Source organism: Francisella marina (genome assembly GCF_008369785.1).
GTDB lineage: Bacteria > Pseudomonadota > Gammaproteobacteria > Francisellales > Francisellaceae > Francisella > Francisella salimarina.
Genome location: NZ_CP043552.1, coordinates 269,612 through 285,937 on the forward strand (window position 1 = coordinate 269,612; position 16,326 = coordinate 285,937).

The following is a 16,326-nucleotide window of genomic DNA, read 5'->3' on the forward strand; positions in this document are numbered from 1 at the left end:
CTCTTATTTCTTCTTCGCTTTGATATGAACAACAGAAGTCGGATTGTGGAGTAATTTACCGTTTTTTACGCCTCTAATTGTGCCTACAGCCGCTGTAGTCCATGCAAATAATAGAACAACAAAAGAACTTATTGCTGCAAACTGAAAGAAGGTTAAACCTGTATGTAGAGATAGTTGTGTAGTACCTGTAACACATGTACCAACCGGGAATGTAAATGCCCACCATGTTAATGCAAATGGCATTTTTCTTTGTAATGCTCTTAAAGTAAGCAAAGTAGCTATGAAGAACCACAGCATAGCAAACCCCCAAACTGGTACACCATAAAGAATAGCCATGACATTCATACCTGTCGCAATAGGCTCACTAACTGTAAACACAGCTGCAGTACCCAAACATCCTGCAGCTGTAATTGATTGACCTAATGGACCTAGTATAATCCATAATGTCGGGACTCTTGCACTACCTGAAGTGCCAGAGTGAGCTAAGCGATTCCAAATTAGAGTTATAATAATAAGTGAAGCTATCAGACTAAGGCCAAAGCAAGCATACATACCATAGAGCAATGTTTGCTGTGCTTCGCCATGTTGCATATATTTAAGGAACATTGAGCCAATAGTTGCCGATACCATTGGTGGGACAACAGGCATTAGCCAGCCACCAAATGCAGCATCTGCATGTACCTCATTGTATGTAAATAAACGATATGGGATAACAACAGCAGTAATAATACCACTAATAGTACCAATCCAAAAAAGTGGCCATGCAATATCTAGAGCTAACTGTTGACCAAAAAGGTTAGGTCCTAGTAGCAATGTACCACCAGCTATGGTCAAAAAAGCCATAGGGGGAGCACCAAAAAATTGCGACATTACTGGATCATTGAATTGACGTTTGATAATTTGTGGTTTAGTTATTGTTTGGTAACTTTTAAAAATAGTCATAAAGATAAGCATAGCAAATGCAATAAGCCAAATAATAGTTGCAAAACCTGTTAAACTCTTCCCAATAAGAGGTAGTCCGACAGCAGCATTTGCGATAATGCCAGTACCCATTACTGAGGCAAACCAGTTGGGCCCCATTTCTTTTTGTAACTCAATTTGTTTATCTGTAGACATAACTCTCCTAATATTGATTAAAAATCAGCTAATTTTGTTTTTAGTGATATGATAATAGTTTTAAAAGTTAAAATGTGTAATCCAAATTTAAAAATCTCTTTTAATTAACTGTTAAATTACTATTTAATTGTAGTCTTATATCTATAAACTTACAATTTAAAAGTCTCTTGTGATTGGTCTTGATCATAAAACAAATATAGCTTGTCAGATGTGTTTGATTAGGTATGGGAATAAGATAGAACTTGGAAAATAAGAAGTAAGATGTCTCTTTTATCTTTAAATTGTTATAATACCTCACATCATTTGATAAATTATAAAACTGTTTTATGATAGTAGATTCGCATTGTCATCTAAATTATTTGAAACTAGAAAACATAAGCCTCAAGCAGGTTATTAATAATGCAAAAAGTGCTGGTGTTGAAAAAATTGTTTCAATAGCTGTTGCATGGGATGAAATTGCTGATATAGAGAGAATTACAGAAAATTTTAATAATATTTACCATTCTGTAGGAGTTCATCCTAGTGAGCTTGATACATATCAGCCAACTGTGGATGATATAATAGCGCGCTCGCTACATGATAAATGTGTTGCTATCGGTGAGACTGGTTTAGACTACTACTATAATGGTAGTGACACTAGAGAAGCTCAAGTAGAAAAGTTTGTAAATCACATGCAAGCAGCAAATGAAGTAAATAAACCAGTCATAATACATACTAGATCTGCAAAACAAGATACCTTGGATATACTAAAAAGCGAAAACGTAGAGAAATGTGGAGGTATACTGCATTGTTTTACGGAAGATTATGATATGGCTAAAAAAGCTATTGATATGGGTATGTATATATCATTTTCTGGTATCTTAACCTTCAAAAATGCAAAGGATATTCAAGAAACTGCCAAAAGGTTGCCATTAGATAGAATATTGATTGAAACGGATGCACCTTATCTAACCCCAGTACCTTTGCGCGGTAAACCAAACTATCCAGAGTATGTTAAATATGTGGCTCAGTTTTTGGCGGATCTTAAAGAAATATCTTATGATGTGGTTGCTAAGCAAACCTACAAAAATACCTGTGAGATTTTTAAATTTTAGTTTTGTAAATTCTTTTAAGGCGCACTTTTGTGTTACTATGAATTAATACCTTATAGTTTTTTATTTTTTATGAATAGATTTTTTTGTTGCTTTCTGATTTTACTGTTGAGTTTAGGGTATCTTCAGGCAAATACACTTAATAAAGATGGGCAGCTAAATCAAAAAATATCACAGATTAATTTATTTGCAGAGTCTATTTATAACTCCAAAGAATCTAACAATGAGCAAACACTATCGTATCAAAGAAGTAAGCTTCTTAAAGACAGATCTTTTATAAGTAAGCATATTGCTGAACTAAATACTCGACTTGAAAGAGTTGATAGTATTCTGAGATTTATTGATGGCAAATATCAAAATGAGCAGTTTTCGGAGTTTATAAATGAGAGAGTTGAAAATAACAAATACCTAAATGTTAAGCTAAAAGAGTATACTCGAAAGAGAGCGCTGATATTAAACGAGCTAGTACTTTTGAAAGAGGTACATCTGAACATAGAAAATGCCCTAAAACATATATCAAGTATAAGAACATATTTGCGCAATCAATTTAGGTTTGAAAAGAATAATGTTCTTTGGAAGCCACAAGCATGGTATTTTGCATTTCATACATTCTGGGATAATATTACTCAAGTAATTAAAGATATTGTGTTTTTCCTTATTCTATTGGGAATGTATTTTTTTTCAAAGACAGTTTTCTCTCTCGATAAGTGTTTGTTTCAGAACCCTAAATTGAAGACAAAAAAGAAACTATTTAAGGCAACTCGTAAGCTTAATGGTATTTATTTCTTACTTTTTAGTGCAGTGTTGTATCCGTTGGTTGTTCTTGGTATAGGGCATTTATTTAGGTATTTAGAAATAATTTCATCGGATACTTATTATGTTATGACCATAGTATCCCAAGTTGTTGGTATTTATGCTTTTTTGATATTTATTTTAGAAAATTTTGCACAGATCTACATATCTAAGTTATTAAAGACTTTGTTTATAATTGCTTATTCTACTTTTGGTATGATTATGTACATATTCAGATCAAACTTAGTCAGCTTTACAAGAGGTAGCTTGACGTCAATACTCTCTAGAGAGGAGGCATTAATTTTGGTCTTCTTTTTTATGTTGGTAATGTTGATACCAATAGTATGTATTTTTATAAAACTAGGTAAGGTTACAACTTCTAATAAGTCAGATATAAGAGTGGTACATTTAGTTAAATACTTCATGTTGGGAACATTGTTGTTTAGTATTTTAATGATGACTCTTGGAGGTTATCCAAATTTTGGGATGTCTGCAGGGTTTGATATGTATCAGATTTTATATGGATCATTATATATTTATGTTTTTTATAAAGTATCTGTAATTATTGTTGATATGTTGATGTGTAATAAAACTAGAGTAGTAGTTATTCGTAGTCTTGCTGAGACAGCTATCGGCGGGGTTAAGCGAGCTGGAGTAAGGTATTGGATAAAAAATTTAATATTTATTCTCTCTATAGTAATGTTTTTGATTATTTTGCCTTTATGTTTAAATATCCAGTCTGAGAGATTAGAAGATATATGGAATACTTTTTTTTATGAAGGTGGTGATATTTTAGGATTACAATTAATTCCACTTATTACACTAATGAAGTCAATATTAGTCATTATAGTTGCATTTTTTATCTATAGGTTTATTATTCTAGTCGCTAATAAAAGAGTATTTCCATATACAAACATGGACCTGGGGACTCGTGAAGCAATTTTATCGATTATTAAATACATTTTTGTAGTTATTGCAATTTTCTTGTTTATTAAGTCTTTAGGAATAAGTAATACAGCTATTACATTTATTATTTCTGGTTTGTCAGTGGGTCTCGGTTTTGCCATGCAAGATTTAGTTAAAAATTTCTTTGCAGGTTTAGTTATGCTTATCGAAAGACCTGTAAAAATAGGTGACTGGGTTAATGTTAATAATGAGATCGGAGTTGTTAAAAAAATTAGTATTAGAGCGACAGAGGTTTTGACTTTTGATAATAATTCATTGATAGTTCCTAATAATGTCATGATAACTAATGTGGTTTCTAATGAGACATTAGATCCTACATCTAGATTAGTCTTACCTTTAAGAATTTCTTATGCTCAAAACCCTCAAAGAGTTATAGAAGTTTGTAAACAAGTTGTGGAATCAGAAAAAAGAATATTTAAAACCCCAGCTCCTGAATTTTTACTAACCAGCTATGATGAGTATAGTATGGAGATAGCAGTTAGAGCATATTGTCTTAGAACTGTGAAGATATATTTATTGAGTGATTTGAGACTTAAGATACTAGATGCTTTAAAAGATAATAATATAAGGATTGAGTATCCTAAGCTTGATATATACATAAAAGATGCTGATAAATAAGGTTATTTAGTCGATAAAAAATATAAAAACTTAGGATCATAAATATAAAATTTGATGAAAAAAGATAGTGATAAACTTAATTTGTATAATATTGACCCCATAATCTCTGAAAAAGAGGTTTTTATAGATCTCTTTAAAGATAATAGTATTCATATAGAAAAGATTGTATCTTATGGACAGGTTACGCCTATAGATGAACCGTATATCCAGAGTCATGATGAGTGGGTTGTTGTTCTTAAGGGTATGGCAAAGCTTAGGTTAGATAATAATGATTATATTTTGGATGAAGGAGAGCATTTATTTATCCCTAAAAATACTAGGCACTGGGTTATATATACAGAAAATCCGACCGTTTGGCTCGCGTTACACTTATTAATATAGTAGGATGAATTTATTTATTGAGAAAAGATTTTACTCGCTTTACTGAATCCTCTATTTGAGGAGGTATTATGCCAGTGAAATTAATTTGTATATTTTCCTTAGCTAATTCTTCTTTTAATGTTTTGATAAAAATACCATTACCGGCTACTTCTTGGTCGTCAGCCCAAGTAGTTTCAACACCACATGTTGGAGACATATTTACACCAAGAATCCCAACAATTTCAAAATTGTACGCTTTATACTGTTTTAACTGGAGTATGACGTGTTTAGCTAAATCTATACAAAGTTGTTTTTGATTTGCCATAAGTTTTGAAACTCTTGTCTTTTCACTCTTAATATCATCAGTAGTAGTATCTTTAACACACTGTCTATCAATCCCTAGTCCTAATAACTCTGGACAAGGCATCTGTACAATCCCAACTCCAGAATTTATTATTTCTCCCATTACTAAAGGAAGTGCGCCAGGTCTAGATGCGAGATGATCTAATTTTACATTTTGATTTAATAAGCAGTGTGACATGAAGAGTATTCTTTTGCTTCTGTTATCTGTATCAAACATAGATATTAACCCCTTAGAAGTATTGTGAGAGTAAGTTGGTCTAATTTGTATTTATTTAGCAGTATTGCAACCAAATATATTGTAATATTGAGTCAGTCTATCTTATATGATTATAGTTTGTAAATGGTTGAATTTTTTTCCGAGCATTTTTATATTTTATGTCTATTTGTTGTATCTATGGGTTTTTTGGCAAGTTTCATTGATGCTATAGCTGGAGGTGGGGGGTTGATAAGTATACCAGCTCTAAGTATGACAGGTTTGCCAATTGTAACAGTACTAGGTACAAATAAGTTTCAAGCTAGTATCGGTACAGCCATGGCGGTGTTGAAATATTATAAAAGTGGTTTGATTAACATCAAAACAGTTCTAAGAGGACTTATTGCAGGATTTATTGGTGCTTGTTTGGGCACTATATTAACCTTGGTTATTCATAATGATTTTATGAATACTTTGGTTCCGATTCTTTTGATAGTTGTTTTTATCTTTAGTATTTTGAATAAAAACTTAGGTGTTAATCAAGGTAAAAAAAGAATGTCAGAGGTGACTTTTTTTACAATATTTGGTTTTATACTGGGTGCTTATGATGGCTTTTTTGGTCCCGGAACAGGTAATTTTTGGATTATCGCTATAGTTTATTTTCTTGGTTATACATTTTTACAGGCATCAGGATACGCGAAAGTTCTTAATCTAAAAAGTAATCTATTTTCTTTAGCTGTATTTGCTTTATCTGGTCAGGTAAATATAGCATTTGGATTGTTAATGGCTGTTGGTAGTTTCTTTGGTGGGATTGTTGGTTCGAGAATGGTTATACTTAAAGGTTCAAAATTAGTGCGACCAATATTTATAGTAGTTGTTGGTTTTAGTATATTGATGATGCTATTTTAGAATTTTTCACATTAAAGGTTTGTAATATCTCTATTATTTATTTCAGGAACTTCAAAAAACACCTATTAAATAATTAATATTAAATTATAATATATGATCGAGATGCTTAATTGTTTAAGTGTTTAAATTTAATATAAAATATAAAGGAGTTATTAATGAGAAAAAATATTCTAAAGAAAGTGGCTGTAGCTAGTATATTATTTGTACCATTTCTAGGATGTGCAGCTGCAAATTTCGAAGTGCAAGTCAGTGATGGTCTTGCTGATGAATTATACTTTGGTAATGCTTCGTCAATAGATCCGAACTGTAAGGTTCTAAGTATCTCTAGTAAGCAAAAAGTAGTAGTGTCATGTGATGGTTCGGGTCAAGCTACTTTCCCTGTGATTTCAGCAAATGAAGATAGAGAAGTGGCGGTGATTAAGATGAATAATCCTTGGTATGCTTCGGCATCTACATCTTTAATAATTGATGAGACAAATGAGAGTTCTAAGTGCGATATGGATGGTAACTGTACCAGTACGCCAGTTAACGATTATTACCTTTTAGCTCAAGGTTTAGATGGCAGTAGACCTGATTATGCGGATGAAAACGCTATTATTAAGCTGAGAAAATTATAATTTTTTATTTCTAGAGTTTGTCTTATAAGTTTCCAAAAAAAAATTCTGAAGTGCTATAATATGCAGATATTTTTCTAAATAATTAATTATTATGGACAATCAAAACGCGTTAGAAATAAAAAATCTTACTAAGGTTTATAAAGGTGGTTTGAAAGCGGTTGATGATATTAGCTTTGAAGTTAAAAAAGGCGATTTTTTTGCTCTTTTAGGACCTAATGGAGCCGGTAAATCAACAACTCTAGGAATGATATCATCACTTGTAAACAAAACTTCAGGACAAATAAAAATTTTTGGATATGATATCGATAAAGATTATATCCAAGCGAGAAAGCATCTAGGTGTAATGGCTCAAGAGATTAATCTAAATATCTTTGAGAAGCCAATGGATATCCTTGTTACCCAAGCAGGCTTTTTTGGCATCTCTAAAAAAGAAGCTATACCTTATGCTGAAGAGCTCTTAAAGAAAGTAGATCTTTATGAGAAAAGAAATACTCAAGTCAGATTTTTATCTGGTGGTATGAAAAGACGATTAATGGTTGTTAGAGCTCTTATACATAAACCTAAACTTCTTATCCTTGATGAGCCAACAGCAGGTGTTGATGTTGAGCTTAGAAACTCACTGTGGGAAATGATTTCAGAGTTTCACAAAGAAGGTTTGACAATTATCCTTACAACACATTATTTAGAAGAAGCTGAGTCAATGTGTAAACATATCGCACTAATTCATAAAGGTAAATTATGTGTTAATACTGATATGAAGACTTTTTTAAAGTCAGCCGATAAGCATACTTATATTTTTGATCTTAAAGAAAAGTGTCAGCATGATTTGAAACTAGATCTTGGTGAAGTCAAGCGAATAGATGATTATACAATTGAAGTTGAAGTTACTAAGGGGGTTGTACTTAATAATATATTTGCAGAATTAACAAGTAAATATGATTTAGATGTTTTAGATGTGCGATCAAAAGAGGCAAAATTAGAGAAGCTATTTATAGAAGTAGCAAGAAATAAGTAGGTGAATTTATGAGTTTAAGAGATTTTTGGATAACATATATCACAATTTTGGATCGTGAGTGTAAAAGAGTTTTTAGAATTTGGCCACAAACATTACTACCGTCAGTTATAACGATAATTTTGTATTTTTTGATATTTGGTAAGGTTGTAGGCTCACGTATAGGTATGATGGATGACGGTATTACTTATATGCAGTATATTACACCTGGCTTGATAATAATGGCAGTGATTCAGAACTCTTACGGTAATGTAGTAAGTTCTTTTTTTGGAATTCGCTTTAGTAAAGCTATAGAAGAACTATTAGTATCACCTGTTAGTAATCATGTGATTGTGCTTGGATATATCTCTGGTGGAATTTTTAGAGGCTTTTTGGTTGGTATATTTGTTAGTATTGCAGCATTCTTGTTAGGTGGTTTCAGTGCTATACATAATTTACCTCTTGTCTTGGCTGGGTTTGTTTTTTGTGGAGCATTATTTTCACTTGGTGGACTGATAAATGCAATATTTTCACAAAAGTTTGATGATACTACGATATTCCCTACATTTATTCTAACGCCACTAATATACTTAGGTGGAGTATTTTACAATATAAACAATCTTACCGGATTTTGGCATTTCATTTCATCATGTAATCCATTATTTTATATAGTTGATTTTGTGAGATTTGGGTTTTTGGGAGTTTCTACAGTTAATCCATATTACGCATTTGGAGCGATAGTGGCTTTTACATTTATACTATATTACGCTTGTTGGTATTTGTTAGATAAGGGTATTAGATTAAAAGCTTAAAAGAAATTATTTTTCAGATCTGTGCACTTCACGCACTATATATAAAGGTCGATGTTTTGTTTCTATAAATATTCTACCAATATAACTTCCTAACATTCCTATACCAATCATCTGTAATCCACTAAAGAATAGTATAAAAGTTATTAGAGATGGGTAGCCGGGAACATCTATACCAAAAATAAGAGATTTTAATATAAAGAATGAGCCGTACAAAAAGCTCATAAAAGCAACAAAAACACCAATATAAGACCATATTTCTAATGGTGCACGGCTGAAGCTTGTAATACCATCTATAGAGAATTTAAATAGTTTCCAGTAGTTCCATTTAGTCTGTCCAGCAACTCTTTCTTCTCTAGCATGGTAGACAATTTTTTCCTTGAAGCCTATCCATGTAAGAAGACCTTTGTTAAAACGTACCTTCTCCTTTAGCTCAAGAAAAGCATTAATTGCTGCTCTATTCAATAACCTGTAGTCTCCAGCATTAGGAGTAAGTTTAGTTTCACTAATCTTGTTCATGACTGTATAGAAAAGTCCTGCTGTATGCTTCTTCGTTGAAGTATCTGTATCACGATTTTCTCTAACTGCAGTTACAACCTCATAGCCATTTAGCCAATGCTCAACCATCTCTAGGATAAGCTCAGGTGGATCTTGTAGATCTGCATCAATAGAAATAGCAGCATCACCTTTACAGTTGGCAAAACCGGCGAATAATGCAGCTTCTTTACCAAAGTTACGGGATAAATCAACGATAGCAATTTCTGGAATACTTTTTTGTTTTTCTAGAAGAAGCTCTAAGGTGTTATCATTACTTCCATCATTTATAAATACTAGTTCATAATTAGTCGGCAGTTGATTTAAAATTGGCATTAATCTATTAAAAAGGTGATCAATACCTTCTGATTCATCTTTTACAGGTATAATTATACTCGTAAGTTTATTCACTTTGTCCATCTGTTCAATCGAAGTTTACTAATCTTATACTTTATTTTAAATATATTAACAGATTTGAGCAACTTATATTTGATGGCTATTGTACGTTAACCTATTAGTATTATAAATATTGGGTTAAAGATTTTCGGTGCTAGTAGGTATTTTGGTATAATCACAGTTAATGTCAGTTTAAATATATGAGTATGATCTATAAATATAGTAGAGTTGCTATTATCGGTAAGCATTATAAAGAAGAAGTAAGTCAAACAGTAGAGATCCTATATGCTTATTTACAGCAACAAAATCTAGATGTGGTGGTAGAGGATGAAACTGCATCTGATACGACTTTGGAAAATATTACAACCGCAAGCTTAAAAGAGATAGCTTTGGTATGTGATGTTGCTATCGTTGTTGGTGGAGATGGTAATTTTCTTAAAGCATCTAGGGTTTTAGCATTATATAGCAATATTCCTGTTATTGGTGTAAATAAGGGTAAGCTTGGCTTTTTAACAACTCTTGCTGCAGATAATAATGCCTTAAGAAGAGACCTTGATGCTATATTAAAAGGGGACAGTTCAGTTACCAAAATGAGTATGCTGAAATGTCGTGTTGATGATAATTTACGTGCACCTCTAGAGGCGTCTATCGCATTAAATGAAATTGCTATAACCTCTAGTAGGGGGTTGATGTTTGGTTTGAAGGTATATATAGATGGTCGATATGCTTTTGATCAAAGAGGTGATGGACTTATTGTTGCTACACCAACAGGCTCAACAGCACATGCAATGTCAGCCGGTGGACCTATTTTGAATCCTAATCAAAGTAGTGTGGTTTTGGTGCCAGTATGTTCTCATTCATTAAATAGTAGACCTTTGGTTATATCAGATACAAGTGTTATAGATATTTACATAACAGATTACAATGATCCAGAACCTGTTTTAAGCATTGATGGTAGACATGATACTATTTTAAGATCACATCAGAAAGTAACTATTCAAAAAGCGCAGAAGAAAGTCACTGTCTTGCATACTAAAGATTATAATTACTATGATACTCTAAGAGAAAAGTTAGGTTGGAGTAAAGTTCTATTCTAAAAAAGCTCAATTAATATAATTACTACAAAAATAGTTATAAAAATAGCAGACACAAATTCAATTTTTTTGATGTTTCTAAAGAACACTTGCCTAAGTTTATTATTACCAAAGAAAGTAGCAACAATTGCGAACCAAATAAATGTACTTAGAGCTATAGCAATCCAGACAGCAATTTTGCCAAAGCTTGGAAGTTGAGCAACTAAACTAAGCATCGAGCTAAAGAAAACCAGTACCTTAGCATTAGCAAGATTTGTAAAAGCACCGTTTAAGAAAAGTTTAATGTTAGTGGGCTTATCAAAATTATCAAGGTTTTTTATATGCTCATTTGCATTAGGGTTTAATTGTTGTTTTGTAAAAATATTCTTGTATAAGTTATATGCTATGTACGCAAGATAAATGACACCTAGAAGTATTAATGCTTTGAACAGTAATGGCTGTTTATAAAGGAGGAATGAACCAAACCAGTAGACTATAAAAGTATTTAGAAGAATTCCACTAGCAACGCCAAATGCGGTATATATTCCTGATCTATGTCCAAATTTGATAGAGTTGCTTATAGTTACAAAGAAGTCAGGACCAGGTAATACAAGACAACTTACTTGTAAAGCTAGAATTGTAAAAAAGATTAGCACAGTTATACTCTTATTTTTGTTTTACTTGCGATAGAATAGTAGTAATAAAATTGCAATAAATCTAGAAAAATGAGTGATAATTCTAAAGAAAATTTACGCCAGATAAAAAGTTATGTCCAAAGAGCTGGCAGAGTGACAAAAAAGCAGCAACAAGCACTTGATGATTATACATCTAAATATATGGTTGAATATGATCAAAATAAAAGTTTAGACTTCTCTGAAATCTTTAAAAATTCTAATGATGTAGTATTAGAGATAGGTTTTGGAATGGGTGGATCATTGGTGCAAATGGCTCTAGAAAATCCTAAAAAAAATTATTTAGGGATTGAAGTTCACAAAGCAGGAGTTGGTAATATTCTCTATGAAATTGAGCATCAAAATATATCTAATCTTTTAGTTATGAGTCATGATGCTGTAGAAATATTAGAAAATATGATATCTGATGATTCTTTGTCAGGAATGCAGATATATTTTCCAGATCCATGGCATAAGAAAAAGCATAATAAACGAAGATTAGTGAATCAATCAAATGTTGATTTATTTGCTAAAAAACTCAAAACAGGTGGTGTGTTTCACTATGCTAGTGATTGGTTACCATACGCAGAGGAAGTTTTAGAACTTCTTGAAAATGATGATAAATACAAAAATCTATATGATGGATTCGCACCGCGACCAGAATGGCGACCTTTGACAAAATTTGAAAAGCGAGGTCAGAACCTCGATCATCCAATATCAGATATTCTTTTTGAAAAGATTTAGGGATAAAAAGTGAAAACAGCTAGATATAAAAGAGGGTTCATAAAAGCTAGTGAGTATAACAGCAAACTCCATTTTGATAATATTTTTTGTCCAGATTGTGGCAAAGCTAAACTAAAAATAGTACGTAAAGCTGATCAAGAACCATACTTTGCTTTTGTGGCAGACCAAAAACATGATGAGCTCTGTCCGAGGGTTGCTAAGCCAATTCAAGATGAAAAAATTAAAGAATTAGTTTTAAGTGATTCAAAAAAAGACATGAGTAAGTTGAATTTTTTAGTAAATAAGAATTTAGAAAAATGTATAAATCTTGTTACTAAACTAGAGAATGATGGCAAGCTTAACAAAGAAGAAGAGCTTAATCTGATGCCACAAAAGAAGCAGCAACTTACGGAAAATCGTATTAGAGAGTATTCAAGACAAGATATTTTAACTATTAATATCCTTGATTTAGATTCTATCGATACTAATGTACTTAACAACAAACACTGCTTGATCTATGGTATCGCGGGGATTACATTATCTGATATTGGAGAAAGTAAAAAATTGTTTTTTAAGGCAGATCAAGGCTCTAGGTTTTCAATATTTGTGGTACCTAGTCAGATTAAGTATCTTGATTTTGATAAAGGTAAGAGAGCAAAGTTTGCAGTATTTGGTAAGTTTAAAAAATCTGGTAAATTTCTAAATTTAGAAATTCGTTCAACGCGTGATCTAGTTATTGGAGATTAGGGTATGCACGTAAAAATAAGATATGAAACTTTAAAGGATCAAGAACAGATATATAACCTAATATCTGAAGCATTTGATACCAAAGATGAAGAGAGATTAGTTAGACTTTTACATACTGACCATCAAAGTTTAATATCTTTAGTTGCTGAGACTGATAACGGCAATATAATAGGTCAAGCAATTCTTTCAAAAATGACAACGGAAAAATCTACTAATCTAAAAATATATGGATTGGCTCCAATGTCTGTCGCACCTGAATATCAACATAAGGGGATAGGTACTAAGCTTATAGAAATGATGATAAAAGAGGCTAGAGTAAATAGTATTGATGCAATATTTGTTTTAGGGCACCCTAGTTATTATCCAAAATTTGGTTTTAAGCCTACTATAACATATAAAATAAAGTGTGAATATGATGTGCCCGAAGATGTTTTTATGGTGTTAGATTTATCGAATAAATTGGATCAGTTAAAAGATCAGAAGGTTTATTATGCCGAAGAGTTTAGGAAAGTCTTTTAGAGATTGTATAAGAAAATGGTTCAGTTATTTTATTGCTATTGAGCAAATGTTTTTTATTAGATATAGGGAGAAGTAGATGAAAATCCTCACAAATTGTAAAATATATAGTGGACTAGAAATATTGGATAATCATTCTATTGTTATGAATGGCCAAACTATTCAAGATATAATCCATAATTCTAATATAAAGGATTATTCAGATTATGAAATTATAGACTTAAAAGGTGAGAATATTGCACCAGGATTCATTGACCTGCAAGTAAATGGTTTTGGAGGGTTTCTTCTAAATGATGATGTCAGTGAGGATTGTCTAAAAGGCATATTTGAGTCTTCAAAGAAATATGGGGCAACAACAGTGCTGCCAACATTGATTACAACTTCTGATGAAAATATCTTAAAAGCATTGAAATTGGTGAGGGATTATAAAGATAAATATCAATATAATATTCCGTGTCTTCATCTTGAGGGTCCCTATATTAGCAGAACTAAAAAAGGGGTTCATAATATTGATCATGTTAGAGGACCTGATTCTAAAATTATAGATACAATAATAGAATACGCTGATTGTGTGAAAATTCTGACCTTGGCTCCAGAAGTTTGTGATTCATCTACTATCAAGAAACTAGCTAATGCTGGAATAACTGTTTCTTTAGGTCATACAAATGCAACTTATGAAGAAGCATTTAATGGCATTGAATCAGGTATAACCATGGCAACACATTTATATAATGCTATGAGTGGATATCAAGGTAGAAATCCTGGTGCTATAGGTGCGGTCCTAAACTCATCAAATGTATATGCTGGAATCATCGCTGATGGGTTTCACTTAGATTATTCATCATTAGAAGTTGCTAAGAAGTTACTCAAAGAGAAATTAATTCTTGTAACAGATGCAGCAGCTCCGGCAGGTACAGATATGGAAGAATTTGTCTTTGAGGGCGCGGTTGTCTATCACAAAAATGGTAAGCTAACTACAGCTGATGGGACTTTGGGTGGATCTGCTTTGACAATGATGGGTGCGGTTAAAAATACAGTTGAGAATACTTTTATACCTCTTGATGAGGCACTAAGAATGGCGTCTACTTATGCAGCAGAATCGATTAATTTAGGGAATTTATTAGGGAAGATAAAGTCCGGATATATAGCGAACTTGGTTATATTTGATAATAGTTACAATATTTCAAAGGTAGTTGATAAAGGTGAGATTAGTACTTATTGCTAATAAGAAATCTAAAAATTTTTATTAAAATAATTGACTTCTCAATTTCATATAAATATAATCACAGTGTTTGTCTATTTGGTTAGATAATTCAATTAGGCCCGGTGCTTATCTGCTGGTTATATAATCCTCAATTGACCCGAATGGATTTATTTAGTTTAAATAACGATAAATCAACAAGAGGATAATAATTATGAAAACAATATATCGTGCAAGTATCTTTACATTCAACAAAAACGCAACGCTTCAGTCACTATTAGGTCATAAGGTTGACAACTTATTTTCTGATTCAAAAGACTATACATTTCTAAGAGATGGTGCAGTTGTTGTAGAAGATGGTTTGATAACTGAGGTTAACGATTTTCATAAGATTAACATAGGTGATAATGATAAGTTGATAGACTACTCTGGTAAATTAATTATGCCAGGGCTTATCGATACACATATGCATACAACTCAAACAAAAGCTGTAGGTGCCTATGGGGAAAAGCTTTTAGAGTGGTTAGATGGATATATTTTTCCAAGTGAAGCTAGTTTTAACAGTAGCTCTTTGGCTCATAAGGAGTTTGATATACTTTTCAAAGAATTATTTAAGAGTGGAACTACAACTATATGTGGATACGCTCCAAGTGCTTATGACGGCACAGATATAGTTTTTGAAATAGCTCAAAAATATAATATGAGAGTAATTCTTGGAAATACTATTATGACTCAAGGTAATAAAGAAATAATTACAGATGCTCAAACCAGTATGAAAATCTCCGAGAAGCTTTGTAATAAGTGGCATAATAGAGGACGTGCTAGTTACGCTCTTACCCCAAGATTTGCTCTTAGCTGTGATGATGAAACTCTTAACTTATGCAAAGAGTTCATGCAATCGCATAAAGATGTTTATGTACAAACACATTTAAGCGAAAATTTAAATGAAATCAAAGATACTTTAGCGATGTATCCAAATGCTACTGATTATCTAAATGTTTATGAGAACTATTCATTAATTACGGATAAAACTATTTTAGGACATTGTATCCACTTGTCAGATAGTGAATGGAATAGAATGAAAGATCAAGGTGTTGTTATAGCAAGTTGCCCAACTAGTAATAACTTCCTTGGCAGCGGTCATTTTGACTACAAAACGGCTATTGAAAAAGATATCAAGCTAACTTTAGCTACTGACTGGGCAGCAGGTAATACTCTAAGTATGCTTCGTGTAATGGATGATGCTTATAAGGCTGCATTATTAAATTCCTATAAACTTGAAACTTTGATACGCCTGTTCTCTTCTACTCTAGGTAGTGCAAAAGCGCTAGGTTTAGGCGATAAAATTGGCAGCTTAGAAAAAGGTAAAGAAGCTGATTTTATAGTTATCAATACTGACAATAACTCTCTACTTAAATATAGACTTGAATCTGCATATAATCTTCAAGACTACTTATTCTCAGTTATTTCTTTAGGAGATGATCGTTTAATTGATGCTACATATATATATGGAAGCAAAGTTCATTAATTACGATTATTAACTAATTCACATTACAAAACGTTAAATCAATAATTATAAATAGTGTAGTATCTTATTTGTAGATGGCATATTTTTAATTATTGGTTTGTAGGTTTGTACC

The 16,326-nt window shown here is 32.0% G+C and carries 17 protein-coding genes; 13 read left to right on the forward strand and 4 right to left on the reverse strand.

Annotated features, from left to right (window positions below; genetic code table 11):
- Positions 1 to 3: 3 nt before the first annotated feature.
- Positions 4 to 1,116, reverse strand: coding sequence for a TDT family transporter (locus F0R75_RS01370; RefSeq protein WP_146420685.1), 1,113 nt, complete (start codon positions 1,114 to 1,116; stop codon positions 4 to 6).
- 326 nt (positions 1,117 to 1,442) lie between these two features.
- Between F0R75_RS01370 and F0R75_RS01375 the strand changes: the two genes are divergently transcribed.
- The 3 genes from F0R75_RS01375 to F0R75_RS01385 all read left to right on the forward strand — a co-directional run bounded on the left by F0R75_RS01375 (position 1,443) and on the right by F0R75_RS01385 (position 4,964).
- The gene (locus F0R75_RS01375) at positions 1,443 to 2,210 is read left to right on the forward strand and encodes a TatD family hydrolase (RefSeq protein ID WP_149368612.1); all 768 of its coding nucleotides are present in this window, start codon (positions 1,443 to 1,445) and stop codon (positions 2,208 to 2,210) included.
- A 69-nt stretch (positions 2,211 to 2,279) separates the two neighbouring features.
- A complete protein-coding gene (locus tag F0R75_RS01380) occupies positions 2,280 to 4,583 on the forward strand; it encodes a mechanosensitive ion channel family protein (RefSeq protein WP_149368611.1) in 2,304 nt (767 codons plus the stop codon).
- 54 nt (positions 4,584 to 4,637) lie between these two features.
- Positions 4,638 to 4,964 (forward strand): cupin domain-containing protein, encoded by a 327-nt coding sequence (locus tag F0R75_RS01385; RefSeq protein ID WP_149368610.1) that lies wholly within the window; start codon positions 4,638 to 4,640, stop codon positions 4,962 to 4,964.
- Between the two features lie 10 nt (positions 4,965 to 4,974).
- Here F0R75_RS01385 and F0R75_RS01390 read toward each other — a convergent pair whose 3' ends face one another.
- Positions 4,975 to 5,523 carry a CD3072 family TudS-related putative desulfidase gene (locus tag F0R75_RS01390; RefSeq protein WP_149368609.1) on the reverse strand — a complete coding sequence of 183 codons (549 nt, stop codon included), beginning with the start codon at positions 5,521 to 5,523 and terminating at the stop codon, positions 4,975 to 4,977.
- A gap of 123 nt (positions 5,524 to 5,646) precedes the next feature.
- On the opposite strand from F0R75_RS01390, the gene F0R75_RS01395 reads away from it, so the two are divergent.
- From F0R75_RS01395 to F0R75_RS01410, 4 genes are all read left to right on the forward strand, one after another.
- Positions 5,647 to 6,408, forward strand: a complete 762-nt coding sequence (locus F0R75_RS01395) for a TSUP family transporter (RefSeq protein ID WP_041263683.1) — start codon at positions 5,647 to 5,649, stop codon at positions 6,406 to 6,408.
- A 155-nt stretch (positions 6,409 to 6,563) separates the two neighbouring features.
- The gene (locus F0R75_RS01400; RefSeq protein ID WP_149368608.1) at positions 6,564 to 7,025 is read left to right on the forward strand and encodes a hypothetical protein; all 462 of its coding nucleotides are present in this window, start codon (positions 6,564 to 6,566) and stop codon (positions 7,023 to 7,025) included.
- Between the two features lie 91 nt (positions 7,026 to 7,116).
- Positions 7,117 to 8,040, forward strand: coding sequence for an ABC transporter ATP-binding protein (locus F0R75_RS01405; RefSeq protein WP_149368607.1), 924 nt, complete (start codon positions 7,117 to 7,119; stop codon positions 8,038 to 8,040).
- Between the two features lie 8 nt (positions 8,041 to 8,048).
- On the forward strand, positions 8,049 to 8,828 hold the full coding sequence (locus F0R75_RS01410) for an ABC transporter permease (protein WP_149368606.1): 780 nt from the start codon (positions 8,049 to 8,051) through the stop codon (positions 8,826 to 8,828).
- A gap of 6 nt (positions 8,829 to 8,834) precedes the next feature.
- Here F0R75_RS01410 and F0R75_RS01415 read toward each other — a convergent pair whose 3' ends face one another.
- Positions 8,835 to 9,779: a glycosyltransferase family 2 protein gene (locus tag F0R75_RS01415; RefSeq protein WP_013922683.1), complete on the reverse strand. Its 945-nt coding sequence runs from the start codon at positions 9,777 to 9,779 to the stop codon at positions 8,835 to 8,837.
- 182 nt (positions 9,780 to 9,961) lie between these two features.
- Here F0R75_RS01415 and F0R75_RS01420 point away from each other — a divergent pair, with 182 nt between their 5' ends.
- Complete coding sequence (locus F0R75_RS01420; protein ID WP_041263912.1) at positions 9,962 to 10,852, forward strand: NAD(+)/NADH kinase; 891 nt, start codon at positions 9,962 to 9,964, stop codon at positions 10,850 to 10,852.
- Here the strand turns inward: F0R75_RS01420 and F0R75_RS01425 are convergent.
- Positions 10,849 to 11,484, reverse strand: a complete 636-nt coding sequence (locus F0R75_RS01425; protein WP_149368605.1) for a LysE family translocator — start codon at positions 11,482 to 11,484, stop codon at positions 10,849 to 10,851. The genes F0R75_RS01420 and F0R75_RS01425 overlap by 4 nt on opposite strands.
- Before the next feature lie 69 nt (positions 11,485 to 11,553).
- Between F0R75_RS01425 and trmB the strand changes: the two genes are divergently transcribed.
- From trmB to guaD, 5 genes are all read left to right on the forward strand, one after another.
- Complete coding sequence (gene trmB / locus F0R75_RS01430) at positions 11,554 to 12,243, forward strand: tRNA (guanosine(46)-N7)-methyltransferase TrmB (RefSeq protein ID WP_146420676.1); 690 nt, start codon at positions 11,554 to 11,556, stop codon at positions 12,241 to 12,243.
- Between the two features lie 9 nt (positions 12,244 to 12,252).
- Positions 12,253 to 12,969: a hypothetical protein gene (locus tag F0R75_RS01435; RefSeq protein WP_149368604.1), complete on the forward strand. Its 717-nt coding sequence runs from the start codon at positions 12,253 to 12,255 to the stop codon at positions 12,967 to 12,969.
- Between the two features lie 3 nt (positions 12,970 to 12,972).
- Positions 12,973 to 13,488 (forward strand): GNAT family N-acetyltransferase, encoded by a 516-nt coding sequence (locus F0R75_RS01440; protein WP_149368603.1) that lies wholly within the window; start codon positions 12,973 to 12,975, stop codon positions 13,486 to 13,488.
- 76 nt (positions 13,489 to 13,564) lie between these two features.
- Positions 13,565 to 14,710, forward strand: a complete 1,146-nt coding sequence (nagA, locus tag F0R75_RS01445) for an N-acetylglucosamine-6-phosphate deacetylase (RefSeq protein WP_149377178.1) — start codon at positions 13,565 to 13,567, stop codon at positions 14,708 to 14,710.
- Between the two features lie 190 nt (positions 14,711 to 14,900).
- Positions 14,901 to 16,214 carry a guanine deaminase gene (guaD, locus tag F0R75_RS01450; RefSeq protein WP_149368601.1) on the forward strand — a complete coding sequence of 438 codons (1,314 nt, stop codon included), beginning with the start codon at positions 14,901 to 14,903 and terminating at the stop codon, positions 16,212 to 16,214.
- Positions 16,215 to 16,326: the final 112 nt, after the last annotated feature.